The sequence below is a fragment of the Streptomyces sp. HUAS MG91 genome (genome assembly GCF_040529335.1).
In the GTDB taxonomy this organism is placed as follows: Bacteria; Actinomycetota; Actinomycetes; order Streptomycetales; family Streptomycetaceae; genus Streptomyces; species Streptomyces tabacisoli.
Map to the genome: position 1 here is coordinate 2,852,236 of NZ_CP159534.1, position 24,024 is coordinate 2,876,259.

15 protein-coding genes are annotated in these 24,024 nt (G+C 71.8%); 5 read left to right on the plus strand and 10 right to left on the minus strand.

The features are described from left to right. Positions 1 to 130: 130 nt before the first annotated feature. Both ABII15_RS13195 and ABII15_RS13200 read left to right on the plus strand, forming a co-directional pair. Positions 131 to 4,297 (plus strand): HAMP domain-containing protein, encoded by a 4,167-nt coding sequence (locus tag ABII15_RS13195; RefSeq protein WP_353947048.1) that lies wholly within the window; start codon positions 131 to 133, stop codon positions 4,295 to 4,297. Then, positions 4,294 to 4,872 carry a response regulator gene (locus ABII15_RS13200; protein WP_353942504.1) on the plus strand — a complete coding sequence of 193 codons (579 nt, stop codon included), beginning with the start codon at positions 4,294 to 4,296 and terminating at the stop codon, positions 4,870 to 4,872. Before ABII15_RS13195 ends, ABII15_RS13200 begins: the two co-directional genes overlap by 4 nt. Before the next feature lie 32 nt (positions 4,873 to 4,904). On the opposite strand, the gene ABII15_RS13205 is transcribed toward ABII15_RS13200, so the two are convergent. Together ABII15_RS13205 and lepA are read right to left on the minus strand one after the other, a co-directional pair. Continuing rightward, positions 4,905 to 6,794, minus strand: coding sequence for a long-chain fatty acid--CoA ligase (locus ABII15_RS13205; protein WP_353942505.1), 1,890 nt, complete (start codon positions 6,792 to 6,794; stop codon positions 4,905 to 4,907). Between the two features lie 236 nt (positions 6,795 to 7,030). Next, positions 7,031 to 8,893, minus strand: a complete 1,863-nt coding sequence (gene lepA / locus ABII15_RS13210) for a translation elongation factor 4 (protein ID WP_353942506.1) — start codon at positions 8,891 to 8,893, stop codon at positions 7,031 to 7,033. 291 nt (positions 8,894 to 9,184) lie between these two features. On the opposite strand from lepA, the gene rpsT reads away from it, so the two are divergent. Next, positions 9,185 to 9,451 (plus strand): 30S ribosomal protein S20, encoded by a 267-nt coding sequence (gene rpsT, locus ABII15_RS13215; protein ID WP_351444241.1) that lies wholly within the window; start codon positions 9,185 to 9,187, stop codon positions 9,449 to 9,451. 260 nt (positions 9,452 to 9,711) lie between these two features. Here the strand turns inward: rpsT and holA are convergent, their stop codons facing one another. The 8 genes from holA to leuS all read right to left on the minus strand — a co-directional run bounded on the left by holA (position 9,712) and on the right by leuS (position 20,775). Beyond that, the gene (holA, locus tag ABII15_RS13220) at positions 9,712 to 10,698 is read right to left on the minus strand and encodes a DNA polymerase III subunit delta (RefSeq protein WP_353942507.1); all 987 of its coding nucleotides are present in this window, start codon (positions 10,696 to 10,698) and stop codon (positions 9,712 to 9,714) included. 58 nt (positions 10,699 to 10,756) lie between these two features. Next, complete coding sequence (locus ABII15_RS13225) at positions 10,757 to 11,002, minus strand: hypothetical protein (RefSeq protein ID WP_353942508.1); 246 nt, start codon at positions 11,000 to 11,002, stop codon at positions 10,757 to 10,759. A 30-nt stretch (positions 11,003 to 11,032) separates the two neighbouring features. Next, positions 11,033 to 11,914, minus strand: coding sequence for a YceI family protein (locus ABII15_RS13230; RefSeq protein ID WP_353942509.1), 882 nt, complete (start codon positions 11,912 to 11,914; stop codon positions 11,033 to 11,035). A 151-nt stretch (positions 11,915 to 12,065) separates the two neighbouring features. Beyond that, positions 12,066 to 14,606: a ComEC/Rec2 family competence protein gene (locus ABII15_RS13235; protein WP_353942510.1), complete on the minus strand. Its 2,541-nt coding sequence runs from the start codon at positions 14,604 to 14,606 to the stop codon at positions 12,066 to 12,068. Beyond that, positions 14,603 to 15,406, minus strand: a complete 804-nt coding sequence (locus ABII15_RS13240; RefSeq protein ID WP_353942511.1) for a ComEA family DNA-binding protein — start codon at positions 15,404 to 15,406, stop codon at positions 14,603 to 14,605. The genes ABII15_RS13235 and ABII15_RS13240 overlap by 4 nt, the downstream gene beginning before the upstream one ends. A 721-nt stretch (positions 15,407 to 16,127) precedes the next feature. Then, entirely contained in the window at positions 16,128 to 16,976 is an 849-nt protein-coding gene (locus tag ABII15_RS13245) for a DegV family protein (protein ID WP_353942512.1), read from the minus strand. 84 nt (positions 16,977 to 17,060) lie between these two features. Continuing rightward, a complete protein-coding gene (locus ABII15_RS13250; RefSeq protein WP_353942513.1) occupies positions 17,061 to 17,732 on the minus strand; it encodes a hypothetical protein in 672 nt (223 codons plus the stop codon). A gap of 130 nt (positions 17,733 to 17,862) precedes the next feature. Beyond that, positions 17,863 to 20,775, minus strand: coding sequence for a leucine--tRNA ligase (gene leuS / locus ABII15_RS13255; protein WP_353942514.1), 2,913 nt, complete (start codon positions 20,773 to 20,775; stop codon positions 17,863 to 17,865). A gap of 383 nt (positions 20,776 to 21,158) precedes the next feature. Here leuS and ABII15_RS13260 point away from each other — a divergent pair, with 383 nt between their 5' ends. Then, on the plus strand, positions 21,159 to 22,439 hold the full coding sequence (locus tag ABII15_RS13260; RefSeq protein ID WP_353942515.1) for a cytochrome b/b6 domain-containing protein: 1,281 nt from the start codon (positions 21,159 to 21,161) through the stop codon (positions 22,437 to 22,439). Beyond that, positions 22,436 to 24,010 carry an NADH-ubiquinone oxidoreductase-F iron-sulfur binding region domain-containing protein gene (locus tag ABII15_RS13265; RefSeq protein ID WP_353942516.1) on the plus strand — a complete coding sequence of 525 codons (1,575 nt, stop codon included), beginning with the start codon at positions 22,436 to 22,438 and terminating at the stop codon, positions 24,008 to 24,010. The genes ABII15_RS13260 and ABII15_RS13265 overlap by 4 nt, the downstream gene beginning before the upstream one ends. Positions 24,011 to 24,024: the final 14 nt, after the last annotated feature.

Genomic DNA, 24,024 nt, shown 5'->3' on the forward strand with positions numbered 1-24,024 from the left:
GCATTTACGCCTCAGGCGACAGCAACAGAGTGACAGACTGACCATGGCCATAAGCGCCGAGTCACCGAAGTGGGCCGCTATGAGTGAGAACAGTGCTATGCGTGTGGACCCCAGCGGGCTCGAGAGCGACATGCTCCGCGCCTCCGATCTGCGCCCGCTGCTGGCAGCCATCACCTCCGCGCGGGACGGGAACTTCGTCCACGTCCAGGAGCCCGGGGAGGGCCTGGTCGGCGAGCTGGGGGCGGTGTTCAACCAACTGGTCGACCGCAGCGCCCACTTCAGCTCCGAGCTGACCCGGGTGCGCCGGGAGATCGTCCGGCACGGGCGGCTCGACGAGCGGATGGAGACGAGCCCCGGGTACGGCGCGTGGGCGACCCGCGTCCACGACGTGAACACCGTCATCGGGGCTCTGGTGGCCCCGGCGGCCAATGCCACCCGGGTGCTGGACGCGGTCGCGGGCGGCGATCTGACGCAGCGGGTCGACCTGCACGACGGCACCCGTCAGTTACGCGGGGACCTGCGCAGCCTGGGCCGCGCGGTCAACAAGATGGTGGATCAGCTCTCCCTGTTCACCGGTGAGGTGACCCGGGTCGCCCGTGAGGTCGGCACCGAGGGCCGGCTCGGCGGGCGCGCCAAGGCCCAGGGGCTGAGCGGCAGCTGGCGTGACGTGACCGAGGCCGTGAACACGATGGCGTCGCGGCTGACGGCCCAGGTGCGGGACATCGCGCTGGTGACGACGGCGGTGGCCCGCGGCGACCTGACCCGTACGGTCACCATCGAGGCGACGGGCGAACTGCTCGAACTGAAGCTGACCGTGAACACGATGGTCGACCAGCTCTCCGCGTTCGCCGACGAGGTCACCCGCGTGGCCCGTGAGGTCGGCACCGAGGGCCAGCTCGGTGGCCGCGCCCAGGTCCGCGGCGTCTCCGGCGTCTGGAAGGACCTCACCGACAACGTCAACTTCATGGCGTCGAACCTCACCTCGCAGGTCCGCAACATCGCGCAGGTCACCACGGCGGTGGCCAACGGCGACCTGAGCCAGAAGATCACGGTCGACGCGAAGGGCGAGATCCTCGAACTCAAGTCGACGATCAACACGATGGTCGACCAGCTCTCCGCCTTCGCCGACGAGGTCACCCGCGTGGCCCGCGAGGTCGGCACCGAGGGCCAGCTCGGCGGCCGCGCCCAGGTCCGCGGCGTCTCCGGCGTCTGGAAGGACCTCACCGACAACGTCAACTTCATGGCGGACAACCTGACCTCCCAGGTCCGCAACATCGCGCTCGTCTCGACGGCGGTGGCCCAGGGCGACCTCGGCAAGAAGATCACCGTCGAGGCGAAGGGCGAGATCCTCGAACTCAAGTCGACGATCAACACGATGGTCGACCAGCTCTCCGCCTTCGCCGACGAGGTCACCCGCGTGGCCCGCGAGGTGGGCACGGAGGGGAACCTGGGCGGTCAGGCCCAGGTGCGGGGCGTATCGGGGGTCTGGAAGGACCTCACGGACAACGTCAACTTCATGGCGTCGAACCTCACCTCCCAGGTCCGCAACATCGCGCAGGTCACCACGGCCGTCGCGCAGGGCGACCTGTCGAAGAAGATCTCGGTCGACGCGCGCGGCGAGATCCTGGAGCTGAAGGACACCGTCAACACGATGGTGGAGCAGCTGCGCGGCTTCGCCGACGAGGTGACCCGTGTGGCCCGCGAGGTCGGCACCGACGGCCGTCTCGGCGGGCGTGCAACCGTGCACGGCGTGTCGGGCGTCTGGAAGGACCTGACCGACAACGTCAACTACATGGCGGACAACCTGACTTCCCAAGTGCGCAACATCGCCCAGGTCGCCACGGCGGTGGCCCAGGGCGACCTGTCCAAGAAGATCGACGTCGACGCGCGCGGCGAGATCCTCGAACTGAAGACGACCATCAACACGATGGTCGACACGCTCTCGTCGTTCTCCTCCGAGGTCACGCGTGTGGCCCGTGAGGTGGGTTCCGAGGGCCAGCTCGGCGGTCAGGCGCGGGTGGAGGGCGTGTACGGCACCTGGAAGCGCCTGACGACGAACGTGAACGAGCTGGCGTCGAACCTGACGACCCAGGTCCGCGCCATCGCCGAGGTGGCCTCCGCGGTGACCTCCGGCGACATGTCCCGCTCCATCACGGTGGAGACGCAGGGCGAGGTCGCCGAGCTGAAGAACAACATCAACCTGATGGTCGCCAACCTGCGCGAGACGACCCGCGCGAAGGACTGGCTGGAGTCGAACCTGGCCCGCCTCGCGGCCCTGATGCAGGGCCACCGCGACCTGATGGAGGTCGCCGACCTGATCCTGCGCGAGCTGACACCGCTGGTGAACGCCCAGTACGGCGCGTTCTTCCTCGCGGAGCCCGACGAGGGCGACACCCCGATCCGCCCCGCGATCCCCACCAAGGGACTCGCCTACATCGCGGGGTACGCGTCGGCGGCGGCCTCGGTCGTCGACACCGGCGGCATGCCGGTGCACGGGCTGGTCCGCCAGGCGGCGCTGGAGAAGAAGCGCATCCTCGTCGAGGACGCCCCGCCGGACTACATCAAGATCAACAGCGGTCTGGGGGAAGCGGCCCCGGCCTCGGTCGTCATCATCCCGATCCTGTTCGAGGACAAGCTCCTCGGCGTGATCGAGCTGGCGTCGTTCTCCCGCTTCTCCGACGTCCACCTGGCGTTCTTCGACCAGTTCGTCAACACCATCGGCGTCGCGATCAACACCATCATCGCCAACTCCCGCACGGAGTCGCTGCTCGGCGAGTCGCAGCGCCTGGCGACGCAGTTGCAGGAACGTTCGAACGAGCTCCAGCGTCAGCAGGCCGAGTTGCAGCGCTCCAACGCCGAGCTGGAGGAGAAGGCGGCCCTGCTGGCGACCTCGTCCCAGTACAAGTCGGAGTTCCTGGCGAACATGTCGCACGAGCTGCGTACGCCGCTGAACTCGCTGCTCATCCTGGCCCGGCTGCTCTCCGACAACCCGGACGGCCATCTCAACGACCAGGAGGTGCAGTTCGCGACGACGATCCACCGCTCGGGGTCCGATCTGCTCCAGCTCATCAACGACATCCTCGACCTGTCGAAGATCGAGGCCGGCCGGATGGACGTCCGCCCGAAGAAGCTGCCGCTCATCAAGCTCCTCGACTACGTCCACGCCACGTTCCGCCCGATCACCCTCGACCGCGGTCTCGCCTTCGAGGTGACGGTCGGCGAGGACGTGCCGCGGGAGATGTTCTCCGACGAGCAGCGCCTCCAGCAGATCCTGCGCAACTTGCTGTCGAACGCGATCAAGTTCACCGCGAACGGCAAGGTCGAACTGCGGGTCTCCCGGGTCAAGGACCCCGAGCACCAGTACGTGCGCGACAGCGACGACCTGATCGCGTTCGCCGTCTCCGACACCGGCATCGGGATCGCCCGCGACAAGCTCCCCGTCATCTTCGAGGCGTTCCAGCAGGCCGACGGCACCACGAACCGCAAGTACGGCGGCACCGGCCTCGGCCTGTCCATCAGCCGGGAGATCTCCGGGCTGCTCGGCGGCCGCATCATCGCCGAGAGCGAGCCGGGCCACGGCTCCACGTTCACGCTGTACGTGCCGGTGCGCCACCCGAGCCACGAGCCGCACGAGCCGGTCGCGGAGCCGGGCCAGGCCGCCCCGCACGCGGGCCAGCGGCCGCCGCTCGTGCCGGAGCAGCAGACCATGGCCCCGGACTCGTACCCGCCGCACGAGCAGGAGGACAACTGGCCCACGCCGACCAAGCTGGAGCAGTGGCAGTCGGGCCGCGCGGGGCAGGTGCTCGCCGGGCGCCGGGTCCTGATCGTCGACGACGACATCCGCAACGTGTTCGCGCTGACCCACGTCCTGGGCCGGGTCGGCATGCCGGTGCTGTACGCGGAGAACGGCCGGGAGGGCATCGAGACCCTGGAGCTCAACCCGGACATCGAGCTGGTCCTGATGGACATCATGATGCCGGAGATGGACGGCTACGAGACCATCTCCGTGATCCGCGCGACGCCGCACTGGGCCGGGCTTCCCATCGTGGCGCTGACCGCGAAGGCGATGCCCGGCGACCGTGAGAAGTCGATCGCCAAGGGCGCCAACGACTACGTACCGAAACCGGTGGACGTCGACCAGCTGCTGACCGTCGTCTGCGATCTGCTGGACCCGGGAGACCCCGACGATCCCGACGCCCCCGACGACACCGCTGACGTGTCCGTCGGCTCGGGGACACCGCACGAGGGGGAGTCCGTGGCTCCGCCGACGAGTGAGCGAGGCACACCGTCACCATGACCATCTCAGGCGCCAGTTCGAGCGAGCGGGCCAGCATCCTCCTGGTCGACGACATGGAGGACAACCTGGTCGCGCTCGAAGCGGTCCTCGGATCGCTCAACGAGCCGCTGGTGCGGGCCCGTTCGGGCGAGGAAGCCATGAAGGCGCTGCTGCGGCACCGGTTCGCGGTCGTCCTTCTGGACATCCGGATGCCGGGCATGGACGGGTTCGAGACGGCGTCGAACATCAAGCGCCTGGATCAGACGAAGGACGTCCCGATCATCTTCCTCACCGGCACGGACGCGGACGCGGGCTACGCCTTCCGCGGCTACGCGACCGGGGCGGCCGACTATCTGACCAAGCCCTTCGACCCGTGGGTGCTGCGCGCCAAGGTCACCGTCTTCCTCGATCTGCACCGCAAGAACCAGCAGCTGGAGCGGCTGCTGGCGCGCGAGCAGGCGCAGCTCGACGCGCTGGCCGGCCGGATGTCCTCGATCGAGCGCCTGCTGGCCGAGCACCCGCAACCGGACGTCTCGGAGCTGCGCACCCGCGTCTCCCGGATGGAGGAAACGTTGCGCGCGCTGAGGCGCCCCTGATCCGGGGCGCCTCGGCGGCGTGCGTACGGGGCTCAGCCCTCGCGCGTACCGGCGTACATCTCGTCGAGCAGCCCCTTGTACTGCCGCTCGACGACCGGCCGCTTGAGCTTGAGGCTGGGCGTCAGCTCGCCGTGCTCGATGTCGAGGTCGCGCGGCAGGAGCTTGAACTTCTTGATGGTCTGCCAGCGCTGGAGCCCCTGGTTCAGCTCCGCGACATAGCCTTCGACGAGCCGGACGGTGGCGGGGGCGGCGACGACGTCCGCGTACGTCTTGCCCTCCAGGCCGTTCTCCTTCGCCCACTCCAGGATCGCGGGCTCGTCGAGCGCGATGAGGGCGGTGCAGAAGTTCCGGTCGGCGCCGTGCACCAGGATGTTGGACACGTAGGGGCAGACGGCCTTGAACTGGCCCTCGACCTCGGCGGGCGCGATGTACTTGCCGCCGGAGGTCTTGATCAGGTCCTTCTTGCGGTCGGTGATCCGCAGATAGCCGTCGACGGACAGCTCGCCGATGTCGCCGGTGTGGAACCAGCCGTCGCTCTCCAGGACCTCGGCGGTCTTGTCGGGCAGCCCGTGGTAGCCCTCCATGATGCCGGGGCCGCGCAGCAGGATCTCGCCGTCGTCGGCGATGCGCACCTCGGTGCCGGGCAGCGGCTTGCCGACGGTGCCGGTGCGGTAGGCCTCGCCGGGGTTGACGAAGGACGCGGCGGAGGACTCGGTCAGCCCGTAGCCCTCCAGGATGTGGACGCCCGCGCCGGCGAAGAAGTAGCCGATCTCGGGGGCCAGCGCGGCGGAGCCGGAGACGCAGGCCCGCAGCCGGCCGCCGAAGGCCTCGCGCAGCTTGCTGTAGACGAGGGCGTCGGCGACCTTGTGCTTGGAGGAGAGGGCGAACGGCACGGAGGCCACGCCGGTCCTGCGGAAGTTGTCCTGGCTGACCTTCGCGTACTCGCGGGCGACTCCGGCCGCCCACTGGAAGATCTTGTACTTGGCGGCGCCGCCGGCCCGCGCCTTGGCGGCGACCCCGTTGTAGACCTTCTCGAAGATGCGCGGCACGGCGGCCATGTAGGTGGGCTGCACGACCGGCAGGTTCTCGATGATCTTGTCGACGCGGCCGTCGACGGCCGTGACGTGCCCGACCTCGATCTGGCCGCTGGTGAGCACCTTGCCGAAGACGTGGGCGAGCGGCAGCCACAGGTACTGCACGTCGTCCTGGCCGACGAGCCCGGTGGAGGCGATGGCCTTCGCCATGTACGACCAGTTGTCGTGCGGGAGGCGGACGCCCTTGGGGCGGCCGGTGGTGCCGGAGGTGTAGATGAGGGTGGCGAGCTGGTCCTTGTCGATCGCGCCGACGCGCTCCTTCACCACCTCCGGGTTCTTCTCCAGGTAGGCGGCGCCGCGCGCCTCCAGGTCCTCCAGGGTAAGCAGCCAGCCGTCGGGGTCGGCGGCGTCCGGCTCGACACCGGTCGCGTCGATGACGACGACGTGGCGCAGCTCGGGCAGCTCGGCGCGGGACTCGCGGGCCTTGGCGAGCTGGGCCGCGTCCTCGGCGACGAGCACCTTCGACTCGGAGTCGGAGAGGATGAACGCCGACTCCTCGGCGTTGGTCTGCGGATAGACGGTGGTGGTCGCGGCGCCGGCGCACATGATGCCGAGGTCGGCGAGGATCCACTCGACCCGGGTCGAGGAGGCGAGCGCCACCCGCTCCTCGGCGTGCACGCCCAGCTCGACGAGGCCGGCGGCGATCGCGTAGACCCGCTGTGCGGCCTGCGCCCAGCTCAGCGACTTCCACTCGTCGGGGCCCGAACCGGCGGCCGCGGGCACCGGGTAGCGGTAGGCCTCGGCATCAGGTGTGGCGGCCACGCGCTCCAGGAAGAGAGACGCCACGGAAGGCGGTCGGTTCTCGATCAGGGTCTGTGTGTCGCTCACGACGTCCTCCGGGGCCCGCGGCTGTTGAAACGCGGCTTGTTTAACTGGCGAGTAACCATTGAGCAGTGATCAGGGTAAGGGCCACTGCCCCGGCGCGTAAGAGGCTCCGGCCTCCGACTTCCCAGGGAATCGCCCCTTCCGCCCCTGCCCACACAGTGCCCACACAAAAGCGGTGGGCCCGACACGCCTGTGCGTGCCGGGCCCACCGCCGCCGCCTTCCGGGACCGCTCCGGTGGCTACTTCTTGCTCTTGCCGCCGCCGTCGTCGCTGGAGAGCACCGCGATGAAGGCCTCCTGCGGAACCTCCACGGATCCGACCATCTTCATGCGCTTCTTGCCCTCCTTCTGCTTCTCGAGCAGCTTGCGCTTACGGGAGATGTCACCGCCGTAGCACTTGGCGAGGACGTCCTTGCGGATGGCGCGGATGGTCTCGCGGGCGATGACCCGGGAGCCGATGGCCGCCTGGATCGGCACCTCGAACGCCTGGCGCGGGATCAGCTCGCGCAGCTTGGCGACGAGCCGCACACCGTAAGCGTAGGCCTGGTCGCGGTGGGTGATCGCGGAGAAGGCGTCGACCTTGTCGCCGTGCAGCAGGATGTCGACCTTCACCAGGTTCGAGGTCTGCTCACCGGTGGGCTCGTAGTCGAGCGACGCGTAACCGCGGGTCTTGGACTTCAGCTGGTCGAAGAAGTCGAAGACGATCTCGGCGAGCGGCAGCGTGTAGCGGATCTCGACGCGGTCCTCGGAGAGGTAGTCCATGCCGAGCAGGGTGCCGCGCCGGGTCTGGCACAGCTCCATGATCGAGCCGATGAACTCGGACGGCGCGAGGATGGTGGCGCGCACGACCGGCTCGTAGACCTGGTCGATCTTCCCCTCGGGGAACTCGCTCGGGTTGGTGACGATGTGCTCCGCGCCGTCCTCCATGTCGACGCGGTAGACCACGTTCGGCGCGGTGGCGATCAGGTCGAGGCCGAACTCGCGCTCCAGGCGCTCGCGGATCACGTCGAGGTGCAGCAGCCCGAGGAAACCGACGCGGAAACCGAAGCCGAGGGCGGCCGAGGTCTCCGGCTCGTAGACCAGCGCCGCGTCGTTGAGCTGGAGCTTGTCGAGGGCGTCGCGCAGCTCGGGGTAGTCCGAGCCGTCCAGCGGATACAGACCGGAGAAGACCATCGGCTTCGGGTCCTTGTAGCCGCCGAGCGCCTCCGAGGCGCCCTTGTTCAGGCTGGTGATCGTGTCACCGACCTTGGACTGGCGGACGTCCTTCACGCCGGTGATCAGGTAGCCCACCTCGCCGACGCCGAGGCCGTCGGCCGGCAGCATCTCGGGCGAGTTCGTACCGATCTCCAGCAGCTCGTGCGTGGCGCCGGTGGACATCATCCGGATCCGCTCGCGCTTGTTGAGCTGGCCGTCGACGACACGGACGTAGGTGACGACACCGCGGTACGAGTCGTAGACCGAGTCGAAGATCATCGCGCGGGCGGGGGCGTCCTGCACACCGACCGGGGCGGGGATCTGCTCCACCACCCGGTCGAGCAGCGCCTCGACGCCCATGCCGGTCTTCGCGGAGACCTTCAGCACGTCCTCGGGGTCGCAGCCGACGAGGTTCGCCAGCTCCTCGGAGAACTTCTCCGGCTGGGCGGCCGGCAGGTCGATCTTGTTGAGCACCGGGATGATCTGGAGGTCGTTCTCCATCGCCAGGTACAGGTTGGCGAGAGTCTGGGCCTCGATCCCCTGGGCGGCGTCGACGAGCAGGATCGTCCCCTCGCACGCGGCGAGCGAGCGCGAGACCTCGTACGTGAAGTCCACGTGGCCCGGGGTGTCGATCATGTTGAGGATGTGCGTGTTGCTCTTGTCGTGGGTCGGGGCCCACGGAAGACGCACCGCCTGGGACTTGATCGTGATGCCGCGCTCGCGCTCGATGTCCATCCGGTCGAGGTACTGAGCACGCATCTGCCGCTGCTCGACCACGCCCGTGAGCTGGAGCATGCGGTCGGCGAGCGTGGACTTGCCGTGGTCGATGTGCGCGATGATGCAGAAATTGCGGATCAGAGCCGGGTCGGTACGGCTCGGCTCGGGCACATTCTTAGGGGTCGCGGGCACGCAGGGTCCTGTCTCTTGAGGCGCCGTTTGCCTCAGGTCGGCCTCGGTTGGGATCGATACGTAGCTTCCATGGTCCCACGGCCGGGACACTGGGCATCTGAGGGGCGGTCCGCGGGGCCCCGTTCGAGGGTGGCGGCGGGAGACGAGCGGGCGGTTTGGGCCGGTGGGAGTACGGCTGGTACCGTGGGCAGCTGTGTCTCATGCCCTCTCAGCGCGAGGCACACACTCAGAGAAAATCACCGGTACGGGACCTTCACCGGCCCCGTGCCTGAACCTGCAAAGGCTCATTTCGTGGCGAACATCAAGTCCCAGATCAAGCGGAACAAGACCAACGAGAAGGCCCGGCTGCGCAACAAGGCCGTCAAGTCCTCTCTGAAGACCGCGATCCGCAAGGCCCGCGAGGCCGCTGCCGCGGGTGACACCGCGAAGGCCACCGAGTACCAGCGCGCTGCCGCGCGTCAGCTCGACAAGGCCGTCGCCAAGGGCGTCATCCACAAGAACCAGGCCGCCAACAAGAAGTCGGCGCTTGCTTCGAAGGTCGCTTCCCTCCAGGGCTGAACCTGACCTGATCTGTCGCCGGTAGGACCCGGGCGGGCCCTCTCTCATCCGCCCCCGACCGGCCCCCGAGCCCACACGCGGCCTGCGTTCGCCACGCGGGTGTGGGCTCACTCAGAGCGTGATCTGAGGCCCCCGTTACTTCTCGGCTGAGAAGAACGGGGGCTTCTTTTTTCAGCCCGTCCGGCGTTTGAGGTCGAGGCCGAAGGCCGACAAGGGGGGTCTGGGGCGCAGCCCCCAGGGACGGTCCCCGCGATGACCGGCTAACGCCCTCGGGCCCGCGCGGCCCCGGCAACAGCGACAACGGCCTTCTCCAGGGCGTACTCGGGATCGTCCCCGCCGCCCTTGACCCCGGCATCCGCCTCGGCGACAGCACGCAGCGCGACGGCGACCCCGTCCGGAGTCCACCCCCGCATCTGCTGCCGCACCCGGTCGATCTTCCACGGCGGCATCCCCAGCTCACGGGCCAGATCGGCGGGCCGCCCGCCGCGCGCGGAGGACAGCTTCCCGATGGCCCGCACCCCCTGCGCCAGCGCACTGGTGATCAGGACCGGCGCGACCCCGGTGGCCAGCGACCACCGCAACGCCTCCAGCGCCTCCGCGGCCCGCCCCTCCACGGCCCGGTCGGCCACGGTGAAGCTGGACGCCTCGGCCCGCCCGGTGTAGTACCGCGCGACGACGGCCTCGTCGATGGTCCCCTCGATGTCGGCGACGAGCTGCGAGACGGCGGACGCCAGCTCCCGCAGATCGCTGCCGAGGGAGTCGACGAGGGCCTGGCACGCCTCGGGCGTGGCCGACCGGCCGAGCGTGCGGAACTCCGAGCGCACGAACGACAGCCGGTCCGCGGGCTTGGTCATCTTCGGGCAGGCGACTTCCCGCGCCCCCGCCTTGCGCGCCGCGTCGAGCAGCCCCTTGCCCTTGGCTCCACCGGCGTGCAGCAGGACGAGCGTGATCTCCTCGGCGGGCGCGCCGAGATACGCCTTCACGTCCTTGACGGTGTCCGCCGACAGGTCCTGCGCATTGCGTACGACGACGACCTTGCGCTCGGCGAACAGCGACGGGCTCGTCAGCTCCGCGAGCGTCCCCGGCTGCAACTGGTCCGGGGTGAGATCACGGACATCGGTGTCGGCGTCGGCGGCCCGGGCAGCGGCCACCACCTGCTGCACCGCGCGGTCGAGCAGCAGGTCCTCCTGGCCCACCGCGACGGTGAACGGGGCGAGGGGATCGTCGTGTGCAGTCTTCCTGGCCATCGCGGTCAAGCATCCCACGCGCCACTGACAACCGGGGCCGCCCGCCGGAGGGGCGGGATCAGGGCTCCTCCCGCCACCCGTCCCACTCCCCCGCGAACCCGTCGAGCTCGCCGGGGTCGAGCCGGCCCTCGGCGTCCTCCACGACCACCAGCCACTGCGCGTCCTCGGCGTCGTCCTCGCCGGCCAGCGCGTCCCGTACGAGCTGTGGCTCCTCGGCCACGCCGAAACGCTCGGCGAGCGCTTCGGCGGCCTCCTCCGCCGCGTCGCGGTCGGGCAGCACCAGTACGTGTCTCACATCGCTCACGAGACCATCTTCGGACACCGGCACCACGGATCAGTCCTTGGGCACGATCTGCACGTCGAGCTCGATGCGGACGCTGGAGCCGACGACGGCGATGCCGCGCGCCAGCATGGTCTGCCAGCTGACGGTGAAGTCGTCGCGGTGCAGTTCGGTGGTGGCCCGGCAGGCGGCGCGGGTCTCGCCCTCCATGCCGTTGCCGAGTCCCAGGTACTCGGCGTCGAGCGTGACCGTGCGGGTCACACCGTGCAGCGAGAGCGCCCCGGTGATGCCCCAGCGGGTGCCGCCCTTGTGCACGAAGCGGTCGCTGTAGAACTCCAGGGTCGGGAAGCGGTCGACGTCGAGGAAGTCGGCGGACCTGAGGTGGTCGTCGCGCATCTTCACGTTCGTGTCGATGGACGACGCGTCGATGACGACGTGCATCGCGGACTGCTCGATGCGGTCGGCTACCCGCAGCGCGCCGGCGAAGGTGTTGAACCGGCCGTGGACCCGGGCGAGCCCGATGTGCCGCGCGGTGAAGGCGATCGAGGAGTGCGTCGGCTCGATCTCCCACTCGCCGGGCTCGGGCAGCTGGGGCCGCGGCGCGACCTGGAGCGTGACGTCGCCGAGCGAGGCGTGCGCGCTCTCGACGACGGTGGCGCTGGCCCGGTAGGGCGCGAACCCCTCGGCCGAGACCGCGAGGCGGTAGTCCCCGGCGGGCACGGCCGCCATGAACGAGCCGAACGGGTCGGTCCCGCCGCTCACCACCTTGCGCCCCATCGCGTCGCTGACCGCGAACTCGGCGCCCCGCACCGGCTCGTTGACCGGGTCGAGAACCCGACAGCTCAGGACGCCCGCGCTGGGCGGGACCGTCACCGCCGCCATGGGATTTGCCCGTTGAGCCCGGTTCGTACGGTTTCCCAGCCTGCGGCCGAACATGAACTATCCACCCCAGTACGCCTTGACGAGTGTCGTCACTTCTTCAACGAAGAAGTATTCGATCACCGTTGGGGCATTCGAGGCAACACGGGATCATTTCTACTCACGGGTAGTAGATCTGCCCCATCGCCAGGTTCACCGGTTGTCACCGTCAGGGTCCGCTCCGCGCCACCTCCAGTCCCACGCCGCCCCGCGCGCCCCGCCCACCGCTCAGGACGGCGACCGCTCCGTCCCGGTCCGTCCGCAGCACCGCGACCCCCTGCGCCCGCAGCGCCGCGAGGGTCCGCGGAGCCGGATGCCCGTACGGGTTGTCGGCCCCAACGCTGATCAGCGCCAGCCGGGGCGCGACCCGCCGGAGCAACTCCGGGTCCTGGTAGGCCGAACCGTGGTGGGCGACCTTCAGCACGTCCACCCGGGACAGCCCGGCGCCCGCGCCGCTTCTCAGCAGGGCGCGCTGCGCGGCCGGTTCGAGGTCGCCGAGCAGCAGCAGGGTCAGGCCGCCGGTGCGCAGCAGCAGCGTGACGCTCGCGTCGTTCGGCCCGTCCGGGTCGGGCGCGGGGCGCGGCGGGGGCCACAGCACCTGCCAGTCGAGGGGACCGCTGCTGCGCCGCTCCCCCGCCACCGCCCGGATCATGGCGAGTCCGTGCGCCGCCGCGAGCCGCCGGACGAAGGCGGCCTGGTCCGCGGGCTCCGCGAAGCCCGTCGTCTCGATCGCCCCGACCGACCGTCCCCGCAACACCCCCGGCAGGCCCGCCACATGGTCCGCGTGGAAGTGGGTGAGCAGCACCAGCGGGATCCGGGTGATGCCCAGCGAGCGCAGACACCGGTCGACCCGCACCGGATCGGGCCCGGCGTCCACCACGACCCCGGCCCCCGCCCCGGCGGCGAGCACCAGCGCATCCCCCTGCCCGACGTCGCACATCACCAGCCGCCAGCCCGGCGGCGGCCAGCCGGTGATCACCCGCGTCAGGGGCGCCGGCTGCACCACGAACAGCAGGAGCAGCAGCGCACAGGCCCCGCAGATCCAGGCGGACTTGAGCGCTCTGCGCCCCACCACGACCAGCACCGCCGTGCCGACCGCGAGCAGCATGCCCCCGCGCCAGCCGCCCGGCCAGTCCACACCACTGCCCGGCATCGCGGCCCCCGTCCGCGCGATCCGCGCGATCAGGCTCGCGGGCCAACTCGCGCACCACGCGCAGAACGTCGCCACCGGCATCGCGACCGGCGCCGCCGCGAGCGCCGCGAACCCCAGCACGGTCGCGGGCGCCACGGCGAACTCCGCGAGCAGATTGCACGGCACCGCCACCAGGCTCACCCGCGCCGCGAGGACGGCGACGACGGGCGCGCACACGGCCTGGGCGGCGGCCGCCGCGCCGAGCGCCTCGGCGAGCCGCCCGGGCACCCGGCGCCCGCGCAGCGCCGCGCTCCAGCGCGGGGCGAGGGTGAGCAGCGCACCGGTGGCGAGCACCGACAGCAGGAATCCGTAACTCCGGGCCAGCCAGGGGTCGTACAGGACGAGCAGCAGCACGGCCGTGGCCAGGGCCGGGAGCAGGGACCTGCGGCGTCCGGTGGCGACGGCGAGCAGGGCGATCAGCCCGCACGACGCCGCCCGCAGCACGCTCGGCTCCGGTCTGCACACCACGACGAACCCGAGCGTCAGCCCACCGCCGAGCAGCGCGGTCGTCCGGAGCGACAGGCCGATCCGGGGCGCGAGTCCGCGTCTCTCGACGAGGTGCGCGGTGCCGGGCGGCCCGATCAGCAGGGCCAGCAGGATCGTGAAGTTCGCGCCGCTGACGGCGGTCAGGTGGAGCAGGTCGGTCGCTTCGAACGCGGCGTGCAGTTCCGGCGTGACCCGTGCCGTGTCCCCGACGACGAGACCGGGCAGGAGGGCCCGCGCGTCGGCGGGCAGCCCGTCCGTCGCCCGCCGCAGTCCCGCGCGCAGGTCGCCGGCCAGCCGCTGCGGCCCGCTCGGCGCACCCACCACGCGCGGTCGCTCGCCGGACCCGACGCGCAGCACCGCCGCGGTCCGGTCGCCGCCGGTCAGGGGTGGCGCGAGCGCGCCCGTGACCCGCAGCCGGGTGGTCGGCAGCCGGGACAGCCAGGGGCTGCCGCGCGGCCCGGCGCTCGGGTCGCCCGGCGCCGCCCTGGGCGCGTCCGCGATGACCAGGACGGGGGTCCGGGTCCGGTACGCCGTGCCGTCGGGTGCCGTCAGCCGCACCATCTCCGCCTCGACGAGCACGGCGGCGGGCGCCGCGTGGTCCCCGCTGATCCGAGGCCGGGTGAGCCGGGGGTCGGAGGTGATCTCCACCTCGGCGTCGACCCGGGCGTACCGGGCCGCGAGCTCGGGCACCGGGCCCCGGCGCAGGTCGGCTCCGTGCAGGCCCGCCGAGGCGGCTGCCGCCGCGGTGCAGAGGAGAAGCAGCGCGGCGGAGGGGCTCCGCCAGGCGCGGGCGTCGCGGTTTCCGGGGCTCGAGGCCGGGTGCGCCCGCTGCTTCCGCGGGGCTCCTCGGGGGCGGCCCGCGATCAGGAGCCCCGCACCGGCGAGCGCGCACACCGTGGCCACTGCTGCCGCACACCGCCCCGGGGCCGTGAGCAGCAGCGCCGTCGTCGCCCAGGCCGCCAGTGCGGGCGGGACCAGCCTCAGGTCGGCGGGGCCCTCCTGGCGGTCTTCGGCCGTGCCGGTGCCGGTCATGGCCGGACCAGATTCCGCAGGTCCTCGAAGCGGCGGTCCCCGATGCCGTTGACTTCGCGGAGTTCGTCCACCGAGCGGAAGCCGCCGTGCTCGGTGCGGTAGTCGAGGATGTGCTGGGCCAGCACCGGGCCGACGCCGGGGAGGGTGTCGAGCTGTTCCACACTCGCGGTGTTGAGGCCGATCGGCCCGGCGGGCGGCGCCGTGGCCGCCGAGCTTCCGCCGGGGCCGCCGCCACCGCCCGGCGGGACCGCGCCGGGCGCCGCCGGCTCTCCCACCAGTACCTGCTCGCCGTCGGTCAGTAGCCGCGCCCGGTTGAGCCCCGCCGTGTCCGCGCCGGGGCGGACCCCACCGGCGGCCCGCAGCGCGTCCGCGACCCGGGCCCCGGCGGGCAGCCGCTGGATGCCGGGGCGGCGCACCTTCCCGGCGACGTCCACGACGATCCCCGCGCCGCCCGTCGGCGAGGACTGGGGCGCCGGGCCCGGCTCCGGCCCGGGCGAGGGCGACGGAACGGGGTCGGCAGCCGCCGGAGCCGCCGCCCGCACCGCCTCCGGGGCCCGCACGGGCTGCGTCCGTCCGGCCCAGAAGTGCTGAACGGCGAAGATCGCCGCGACGCAGAGCACCACGACCACGGCCAGCGCACCACGCCGCTCGACACCACAGCGGGCCTGCACCCACAACGGCAACCGATCCCGCACAGCCGCCCCGACCTGCTCCCGCCAGGACACAGGACCGCCATCCACGGCCTCGGGGGACGCAGGCGCCCTGTCCGGCGCGGGACCCACGTCATGCACGGGCGCCATGTCCGGCGCGGGACCCACATCTTGCACGGGCGCCACGGCCGGCGCGGGACCCGCATCTTGCACGGGCGCCACGGCCGGCGAGGGCGCCACAGCAGACGAGGGACCCTCGTCCGGCTCAAGCCCCACATTCGACTCAGGCCCGGCGACCGACGCAGCCCCCACATCCGACGCGGGCCCCACGCCCGACGCAGACCCCACACCCGACGCAGACCCCACAACCGACGCGGGCCCCACGCCCGACGCAGCCCCCACACCCGACGGAGGCCTCGCATCCAACGCGGACACCATCTCCGGCGCAGACCCGACATCCGGCTCAAGCCCTGCACCCGCCGCAGACCCCCCACCCGCCGCAAACCCCCCACCCCCAGGATCCCGCGCCGAAGAACGACCCCGCCGCGCCGGGGCGAACAGAACCTCCGCCCGCCGCCGCGTCTCCTCCTCGGCCTCGCCGCGCGCACGCCCCTGCCGCACGCGGCGCCGCGTCCGCCGCCGCTTCCGGGCGCGCCTGTCCGAGCCGGGGCCGCGCCCGGGTCCGGAGCTGGGTCCGGAGCTGGGTCCGGGCCCGGATCCGCGCCCCGGCCCACTGGATACCTGTGCTGTCCGAGACAGTGATCGAAGTGCCATGTCCCGAGACGGTAGACACCGCACTCGGCATTAGTGGATCTTGCTCAATTTCCGGGGACAACGGGCCAGTTGTGGAAAACCCCGTCACCCGCGCGGGTTACGTCCGGGGCGAGACCACCGCGCCGAGCAGCCCCGGCCCCGTGTGCGCCCCGATCACCGCTCCCACCTCGCTGACGTGCAGCTCACCGAGGCCGGGCACCCGCTCGCGCAGCCACTCCGCGAGGGCCTCCGCCCGCTCCGGTGCCGCCAGGTGGTGCACGGCGATGTCGACCTGACCGGTGCCCGCGCGCTCGGCGACGATCTCCTGGAGCCGTGCGATCGCCTTGGACGCCGTACGGACCTTCTCCAGGAACTCGATGCGGCCGCCGTCGAGCTGCAACAGCGGCTTGACCGCGAGCGCCGAGCCGAAGAGAGCCTGCGCGGCCCCGATCCGCCCGCCGCGGCGCAGATAGTCCAGGGTGTCGACGTAGAAGTACGCGGAGGTGCCCGCGGCGCGCTTCTCCGCGGCGGTCACCGCCTCGTCGACGGTGCCTCCGGCGTCCGCCGTCTCCGCCGCCGCGAGCGCGCAGAAGCCGAGCGCCATGGCGACCATCCCGGTGTCCACCACCCGCACCGGGACCGGTGCCTCACGCGCCGCGAGGACCGCCGCGTCGTAGGTTCCGGAGAACTCGGACGACAGGTGCAGCGAGATGATGTCGGTGGCGCCGGACTCGGCGACCCTGCGATAGGTCTCGGCGAACAGCTCGGGGCTGGGTCTCGACGTCGTCACCGGCCGGCGCTTCTGCAACGCCTCGGCGAGCGAGCGGGCGGAGATCTCCGTGCCCTCTTCGAGCGCCCGGTCGCCCAGGACCACGGTCAGCGGCACCGCCGTGATGCCGTGGCGCTCCATCGTCCGCTGCGGCAGGTAGGCCGTTGAATCGGTGACGATCGCGACATGGCGGGACATGCACCGGAGATTACCCGGCGAGGCCCGCCGTCGGCAGCCCGGCCCCCGGCGACCGGCGTCCGTCGGCCGACGAGCGGCCGGGGATCAAGTCGTACTCTCCGGACGGGGTTTCTTCTGCCACGGATACACCGGCCGCACACCTGGCGGCGTGATCGCGGACCGGTCCGGTTTCTGTGGCCCGCCCGTGGCGGGTCCCGTCGCGTCCGGGGCGGCCTCGGTCGTCCAGTGCCGCAGGGCCCCCGCCTCCACGTCGATCTGGCTCCGCAGCACGTCCAGGTCGTCGCTCGCGAACCGGCCGGCCCGGTCGCGGGCCGCGTGCCGCAGGGCGTCGGCGGACTGGGTGATCTGTTCGGTGCGCGAGCGCAGCTCCGGCAGCAGACGGGCGATCTGCGCCTTGTCGGGCTCGCTCTCCAGTCGCTTCAGCTCGCCGTCCAGCTCGTGGCCGTGCGCGCTCAGCCGCTTGAAGAGGCCGAGGGACTCCTTGAGGGACTCGTCCTCGGCCACGCGCGCGTGCAGCGCGTCCTGCGTGGCGCGCATGGAGCCGCGCAGCCTCAGCCGGAGCTGGGCCAGCTCGCTGGCCGCGCCGGGCTGGAAGCTCTTGGCCCGCAGGGTGGTGTCCTCGACGGTCCTGCGCGCCTGCGCCACCGTGCGGTCCACCCCGCGCTTGGCCGCGCCGACCGCCTTCACCGTCGCGTACGCGCCGAGGGCGACGAAGGCGATGAAGATCAGCGCCACGATCACCAGCACAGCTTCCACGGCGCTCCTCCGATTCGTCCGCCCGCCCCGTCCGACCCTTCGGACCCGTCCTCCCACCGTAAACGGACCGGGCAGGCCAGGGGTTCCAGCGGAACCCCCAACCTGCCCGTAGGGAACAACCCTGAGTGCCTTACGCGGGCACGATGTTCACCAGCTTCGGCGCCCGGACGATCACCTTGCGGATCCCGGCGCCGTCCAGCGCGGCGACGACCTTCTCGTCGGCCAGGGCGATCTTCTCCAGCTCCGCGTCGGAGATCGACGGGGAGACCTCCAGGCGGGCCTTGACCTTGCCCTTGATCTGGACGACGCAGGTCACCGACTCGTCGACCACGAAGGCCGGGTCGGCGACGGGGAAGTCCTGGTGGACGACCGAGTCGGTGTGGCCCAGCTTGCGCCACAGCTCCTCGGCGACGTGCGGGGCCAGCGGCGCGACCAGCAGCACCAGGCGCTCGGCGACCGAGCGCGGCAGCGCGCCGCCCGCGTACGACTTGACAAGGTGGTTGTTCAGCTCGGTGACCTTGGCGATGGCGGTGTTGAACCGCATCCCCTCCAGGTCGCCGCGGACCCCGTCGATCGCCTTGTGCAGGGCGCGCAGCGTGGCCTCGTCGATGTCCGCCTCGGCGGCGTCGACGACGGTGACCTCACCGGTCGTCTCGTCGACGATGTTGCGCCACAGGCGCTGCAGCAGCCGGAACTGGCCGACCACCGCGCGCGTGTCCCACGGCCGCGACACGTCCAGCGGGCCCATCGCCATCTCGTACAGGCGCAGGGTGTCCGCGCCGTACTCCTCGCAGATCTCGTCCGGCGTGACGGCGTTCTTCAGGGACTTGCCCATCTTGCCCAGCAGGCGGGAGACCTTCTCGCCCTGGTAGTAGTACGCGCCGTCGCGCTCCTCCACCTCGGCGGCGGGCACGGCGATCCCGCGCGCGTCCCGGTAGACGAAAGCCTGGATCATGCCCTGGTTGTACAGCTTGTGGAACGGCTCGGCCGACGAGATGTGACCCAGGTCGAACAGCACCTTCGACCAGAAACGCGCGTACAGCAGGTGCAGCACGGCGTGCTCGGCGCCGCCCACGTACAGGTCGACACCGCCGGTGGGCTGCCCCTCGCGCGGGCCCATCCAGTACTGCTCGACGGCCGGGTCGACCAGCCGCTCGCCGTTGTGCGGGTCCAGGTAGCGCAGCTCGTACCAGCAGGACCCGGCCCAGTTGGGCATGGTGTTGGTCTCGCGGCGGAACGGGCGCGGGCCGCGGCCGTCGCCCAGGTCCAGGGTGACGTTGACCCAGTCCTGGTTGCGCGACAGCGGCGTCTCGGGCTCGGTGTCGGCGTCGTCCGGGTCGAAGGTGCGCGGGGTGTAGTCGTCGACCTCCGGCAGCTCCAGCGGCAGCATCGACTCGGGCAGCGGGTGGGCGATGCCGTCCTCGTCGTAGACGATCGGGAAGGGCTCGCCCCAGTAGCGCTGGCGGCTGAACAGCCAGTCGCGCAGCCGGAAGTTGACCGTGCCGTGGCCGATGCCCTTGCGGGCCAGCCACTCGGTCATCCGGGCCTTGGCGTCGGCGACGCCCAGGCCGTCCAGCGCGACCTCGTCGTTCGAGGAGTTGACCAGCTTCGCCTCGTACGCGACGAAGGCGTCGTCCCACGTCGTCGTGTCGGTGCCGCGGTCGTCCGACGGCTGGACCACGCACCGCATGGGCAGCTCGAAGGCGCGCGCGAACGCGAAGTCGCGGGCGTCGTGCGCCGGGACGGCCATGATCGCGCCGGTGCCGTAGCCCATCAGGACGTAGTCGGCGATGAAGACCGGGACCTGCTCGCCGCTGACCGGGTTCGTCGCGTACGCGCCCGTGAAGACGCCGGTCTTGTCCTTGGCCTCGGCCTGGCGCTCGACGTCCGACTTGGAGGCGGCCTGCTTGCGGTAGGCGGCGACGGCCTCGGCGGGCGTCGCGTGGCCGCCCGTCCACACGTCGTGGGTGCCCTCCGGCCAGGCGGCGGGAGTGATCTTCTCCACCAGGTCGTGCTCGGGGGCCAGCACCATGTAGGTGGCGCCGAACAGGGTGTCCTGGCGGGTGGAGAAGACGGTGATGACGTCGTCGGAGGAGTCGAAGCCGAAGTCGATCCGGGCGCCTTCGGAGCGGCCGATCCAGTTGCGCTGCTGCAGCTTGATCGCCTCGGGCCAGTCCAGGCCGTCCAGGTCGTCGATCAGGCGGTCCGCGTAGGCGGTGATGCGCATGTTCCACTGGCGCAGCTTGGCCTTGAAGACCGGGAAGTTGCCGCGCTCGGAGCGGCCGTCGGCGGTGACCTCCTCGTTGGCCAGGACGGTGCCCAGGCCCGGCGCCCAGTTCACGGGCGCGTCGGAGGCGTACGCCAGGCGGTACTCGCCCAGGACGTCGGCGCGCTCGGCCTCGCTCAGCGCGGACCACGAGCCGCCGCCGGGAACCGCGCGCTCACCGTTCTCGAACTGGGCGACCAGATCGGCGATGGGACGGGCCTTCTTCAGCTCGTCGTCGTACCAGGAGTTGAAGATCTGCAGGAAGATCCACTGCGTCCACTTGTAGTACTCCGGGTCGATCGTGGCGAACGACCGGCGCTTGTCGTGCCCCAGGCCCAGGGCGCGCAGCTGCGCCTTCATGTTCTCCATGTTGGCCTCGGTCGACGTGCGCGGGTGGGTGCCCGTCTGCACGGCGTACTGCTCGGCCGGCAGGCCGAACGCGTCGAAGCCCAGGGTGTGCAGCACGTTGTGGCCGTTCATGCGCTGGAAGCGCGCGAAGACGTCCGTGGCGATGTAGCCCAGCGGGTGGCCGACGTGCAGGCCCGCACCCGAGGGGTACGGGAACATGTCCATGATGAACTTCTTCGGGCGGGCGGCGACGGCACGGGCCTCGTCGGTCTCCCCGGCCAGGTCACCGCTCGGGTTCGGCGCCTCGTAGGTGCCCTTCTCGTCCCAGAAGTCCTGCCAGCGTGCCTCGATGTCGGCGGCCATGGCCGCCGTGTAGCGGTGCGGCGCGACCGCCGCCTCGGAAGCGGCGGCGGTGTTCGTCTCGCTCATGATCCTCAAAGCTCCATCGATCGTCTCTGCCGGCGGCCAGTGCTCAAGAAATGAAAAAGCCCCTCGCACAGGAGGGGACGCCGCGCCGATGCCGACCTCACGCCAGGGGCGGGTCGGGACTGATCAGCGCGGCTCACTAAGCAGAAGGCGTACGGCACGCATGGCGTCAGGGTACCGCAGCCCCCGCACGAGCCGCGACGGGCTTCCTCGCGCCCCTCAGGACACCCCGGGTTACTCCGCGTACCACCCTCTATCGGGGCAACACAAATACCAGGCTTCCTCTAGATAACGGCGAGATAACTCAAACCTCGTACTGGCTGGTATGCGGCGACCTAGAGTGCGGGCTGTGGGTCCACTGTGCCGAACCATTCGGAGTCGCCCCCATGAACCCTCGAACCCCTCACATAGTGAACTCCCCTCGTACGAAACGGAGTTCACGCACCACCGGTAAGAGCCGCCGCGCGACCACGGGGGTGTTCGGCGCGGCGGTGCTCCTGCTCGGCCCCCTGATCGTGGTCACAGGGAGCGACGCCTTCAGGGCGGCGCTCGACTTCACCACAGGGGTGCTGTCCCTGGTGTCGCTCTCGGCATCCGTCGTCTGGGGCCTGGTGGCCTCGGACCGGCTGTTCCTCACCTCGCGGCAGCGGCTGCTGTCCCAGGCCGTCCACCGGGCCACCGCGGTCGCCTCGCTGGGCTTCCTGCTGCTGCACGTCAGCGTGAAGCTGGCACTCGCGCACGTGACACTCATCGGGGCGCTGATCCCCTTCGGCACGGGCGTCACCGGCAGCAGCGGACTGATCGGCCTCGGAGTGCTCGCCGGGCTCCTGATGGTGACCACCGGCATCACCGGCGCGCTGCGCAGCTCCATGGCCTCCCCGGCCCGGCTCGCCGCCCGCTGGCGCGCGACCCACATGCTCGCCTATCCGGCCTGGTGCTTCGCCCTGATGCACGGCCTGTACGCGGGCCGGCCGCCGAAGACGTACGTGATCGTCCTGTACTGCCTGTGCCTGCTCGCGGTCGCCGGAGCCGTGGCCCTGCGCGCGGCACCGCGGCCCGTGAAGGCCAGGGTCGCGGCCCGCGTCCTCACCCTCCTCGACCGGGACGCCCGCACGCTGCGCGGCACGCGCGGGACGAGCACGCTCCGGACGAGCGACACGCGTGAGACGAGCGGTACCGTCCCGCGCCCCCGGCCCGCGAGCGAGCCCCCGGTGCGGCCCGCGCCGTCCGACGCCGGTTTCGCGGCCGCGTACCGCGCCGTGTCGGCCGCCCCGCGCGCGGAGGCGATCACCGAATCGATCCCCTACGTGCAGGCGACGCCGTACGCGGCCCCCACGGAACCGCTCCCGCCGATGGATCCCGCGGAGCCCGTGGACCCGCTGACGGCTCCCCTGAGCGCCGTCGAACCGGCCGCCACCCAGCGCTGGCCCGCCCCCTCTCCCCCGCCCCCGGCCGAGGCCCCGCCGTCCGCGTACGACCCCAGGTACGACACGCCCTACGGAGGCGTGCCGCAGTACGAGGCCACCTATGGCGGCCCGTACGGAAACGACGCCCCCTACGGGACCCACGACCCGACCGGCGCCCCCGCCGCACCGCCGCCCCCCGACCCCTTCCAGCCGCCGACCTCCGGTGAGCCCTGGTCCACGCCCTACGGAGGACCGCAGTGAACACGGCACTGCCCGACGTCCCGGAAGTACGCGTCGTCGGCCTTCCCCAGCTCACCGCCGGTTTCGACCTGGTGGAGCGGCTCGACCTCGACATGCATCTGAAGGTGCACGGCCCGCTGGAGCCCATGGCGGGCGAGCAGCTGGCGCGGCTGGCCCAGGCGGTGTCGCTGCGCGGCCGGGGCGGCGCGGGCTTTCCGTTCGCCAAGAAGCTGCGCGCGGTCGCCGAGTCCGCGATCCGGCGTGGCGTGCGCCCCGTGGTCGTGGTCAACGGCAGCGAGGACGAGCCAGCCTGCCGCAAGGACACCGTGCTGCTCAACCGGGCCCCGCACCTGATCCTCGACGGCGCCCTGCTGGTCGCCGAGGCGCTCGGCGCGCGCACCCTCGTCGTGGGCGTGACCCGCGACTCGACCGAGGCCTCGATCCGGGCGGCCTTCGCCGAGCGCGGCCTGACCAACCGGCGGGGCGCCCCGCTCCGCGCGCGCGTGCAGCGCAATCCGGTGCGCATGGTCACCGGGGAGTCCTCGGCGCTGATCCGCTCGGCGGACGGCGGCCCGCCGATGCCGCCGGGCCGCAAGGTGCGCGCCTCCGACTCCGGCGTCGGCGGCGCCCCGACCCTCCTGTCGAACGCGGAGACCTTCGCGCAGCTCGCCATCGCCGCCCGCACCGGCCCCGAGCGCTACTGCCGCACCGGCCTGCACGACGAGCCCGGCACGGTGCTGCTCACCCTCTCCGGCGCGGTCGCCCGCCCCATGGTCCTGGAGGTCCCCTCGGGCGTCCCGCTGCGGTACGTCCTTCAGCTCGCCGGCGCTCCCCCGCTCCCCCAGGGCGTGCTCACGGGCGGCTACCACGGCAAGTGGCTGGACGGTGTCGGCGCGCAGGACGCGATCGTCTCGCGGGCCTCCCTGGAGGCCTGTGGCGGCGCTCTGGGCGCGGGCGCGATCCTGCCGATCGGCCCGGACACCTGCCCGCTGGGCGAGGCCCTGAAGGTCGCCCAGTGGCTGGCGGCGGAGAGCGCGGGCCAGTGCGGTCCCTGCTATCTCGGGCTCCCGGCGGCGGCGCGCGGCCTGGAGGACGTCCTGAACGGCGGCGGCCCGACCGCCCTGGAGGCGCTGCGCGAGGTGACCCGCGCGGTGAAGCGCCGGGGGGCCTGCAAGCACCCCGACGGTTCGGCGGCGTTCATCGAGTCGACGATCTCGGCGTTCACCGACGACCTGGCCGCACACGTGCTCGGCGCCGGGTGCGGGCGGCCGGTGCGCGGGGTGCTGCCGCTGCACACCGAGGCGCCCGCGAGCGCCGCCCCCAGCGGCAAGCGGCTCGCCGTCGACTGGACGCTGTGCCAGGGCCACGGCCTGTGCGCGGACATCGTGCCGGAGCTGATCCAGCTGGGCCCCGACGGCTTCCCCTCGGTCGCGGAGGCGGCGGTGCCGCGCTACTCGGAGGCGAACGCGGTGCGGGCCGTCCGCCGCTGCCCGGCGCTCGCCCTGCGCATCGAGGGAGACCCCGCGGCGCTCCCGCCGCGCCCCGCCGCACCGCCCGCGCTGCCACCGGGCCGCAGCCGCGCCCGCCGGTAGCCGGACACACGAAA

Bases quoted from the DNA above. Each gene is read 5' to 3' on its own strand.
- ABII15_RS13235 (WP_353942510.1), bottom strand. From the start codon at position 14,606: ATGACCGGCACCGGCACGGCCGAAGACCGCCAGGAGGGCCCCGCCGAC.
- ABII15_RS13195 (WP_353947048.1), top strand. From the start codon at position 131: ATGCTCCGCGCCTCCGATCTGCGCCCGCTGCTGGCAGCCATCACCTCC.
- ABII15_RS13200 (WP_353942504.1), top strand. From the start codon at position 4,294: ATGACCATCTCAGGCGCCAGTTCGAGCGAGCGGGCCAGCATCCTCCTG.
- ABII15_RS13240 (WP_353942511.1), bottom strand. From the start codon at position 15,406: ATGGCGCCCGTGCATGACGTGGGTCCCGCGCCGGACAGGGCGCCTGCG.
- ABII15_RS13260 (WP_353942515.1), top strand. From the start codon at position 21,159: ATGAACCCTCGAACCCCTCACATAGTGAACTCCCCTCGTACGAAACGG.
- ABII15_RS13245 (WP_353942512.1), bottom strand. From the start codon at position 16,976: ATGTCCCGCCATGTCGCGATCGTCACCGATTCAACGGCCTACCTGCCG.
- ABII15_RS13230 (WP_353942509.1), bottom strand. From the start codon at position 11,914: ATGTTCGGCCGCAGGCTGGGAAACCGTACGAACCGGGCTCAACGGGCA.
- leuS (WP_353942514.1), bottom strand. From the start codon at position 20,775: ATGAGCGAGACGAACACCGCCGCCGCTTCCGAGGCGGCGGTCGCGCCG.
- holA (WP_353942507.1), bottom strand. From the start codon at position 10,698: ATGGCCAGGAAGACTGCACACGACGATCCCCTCGCCCCGTTCACCGTC.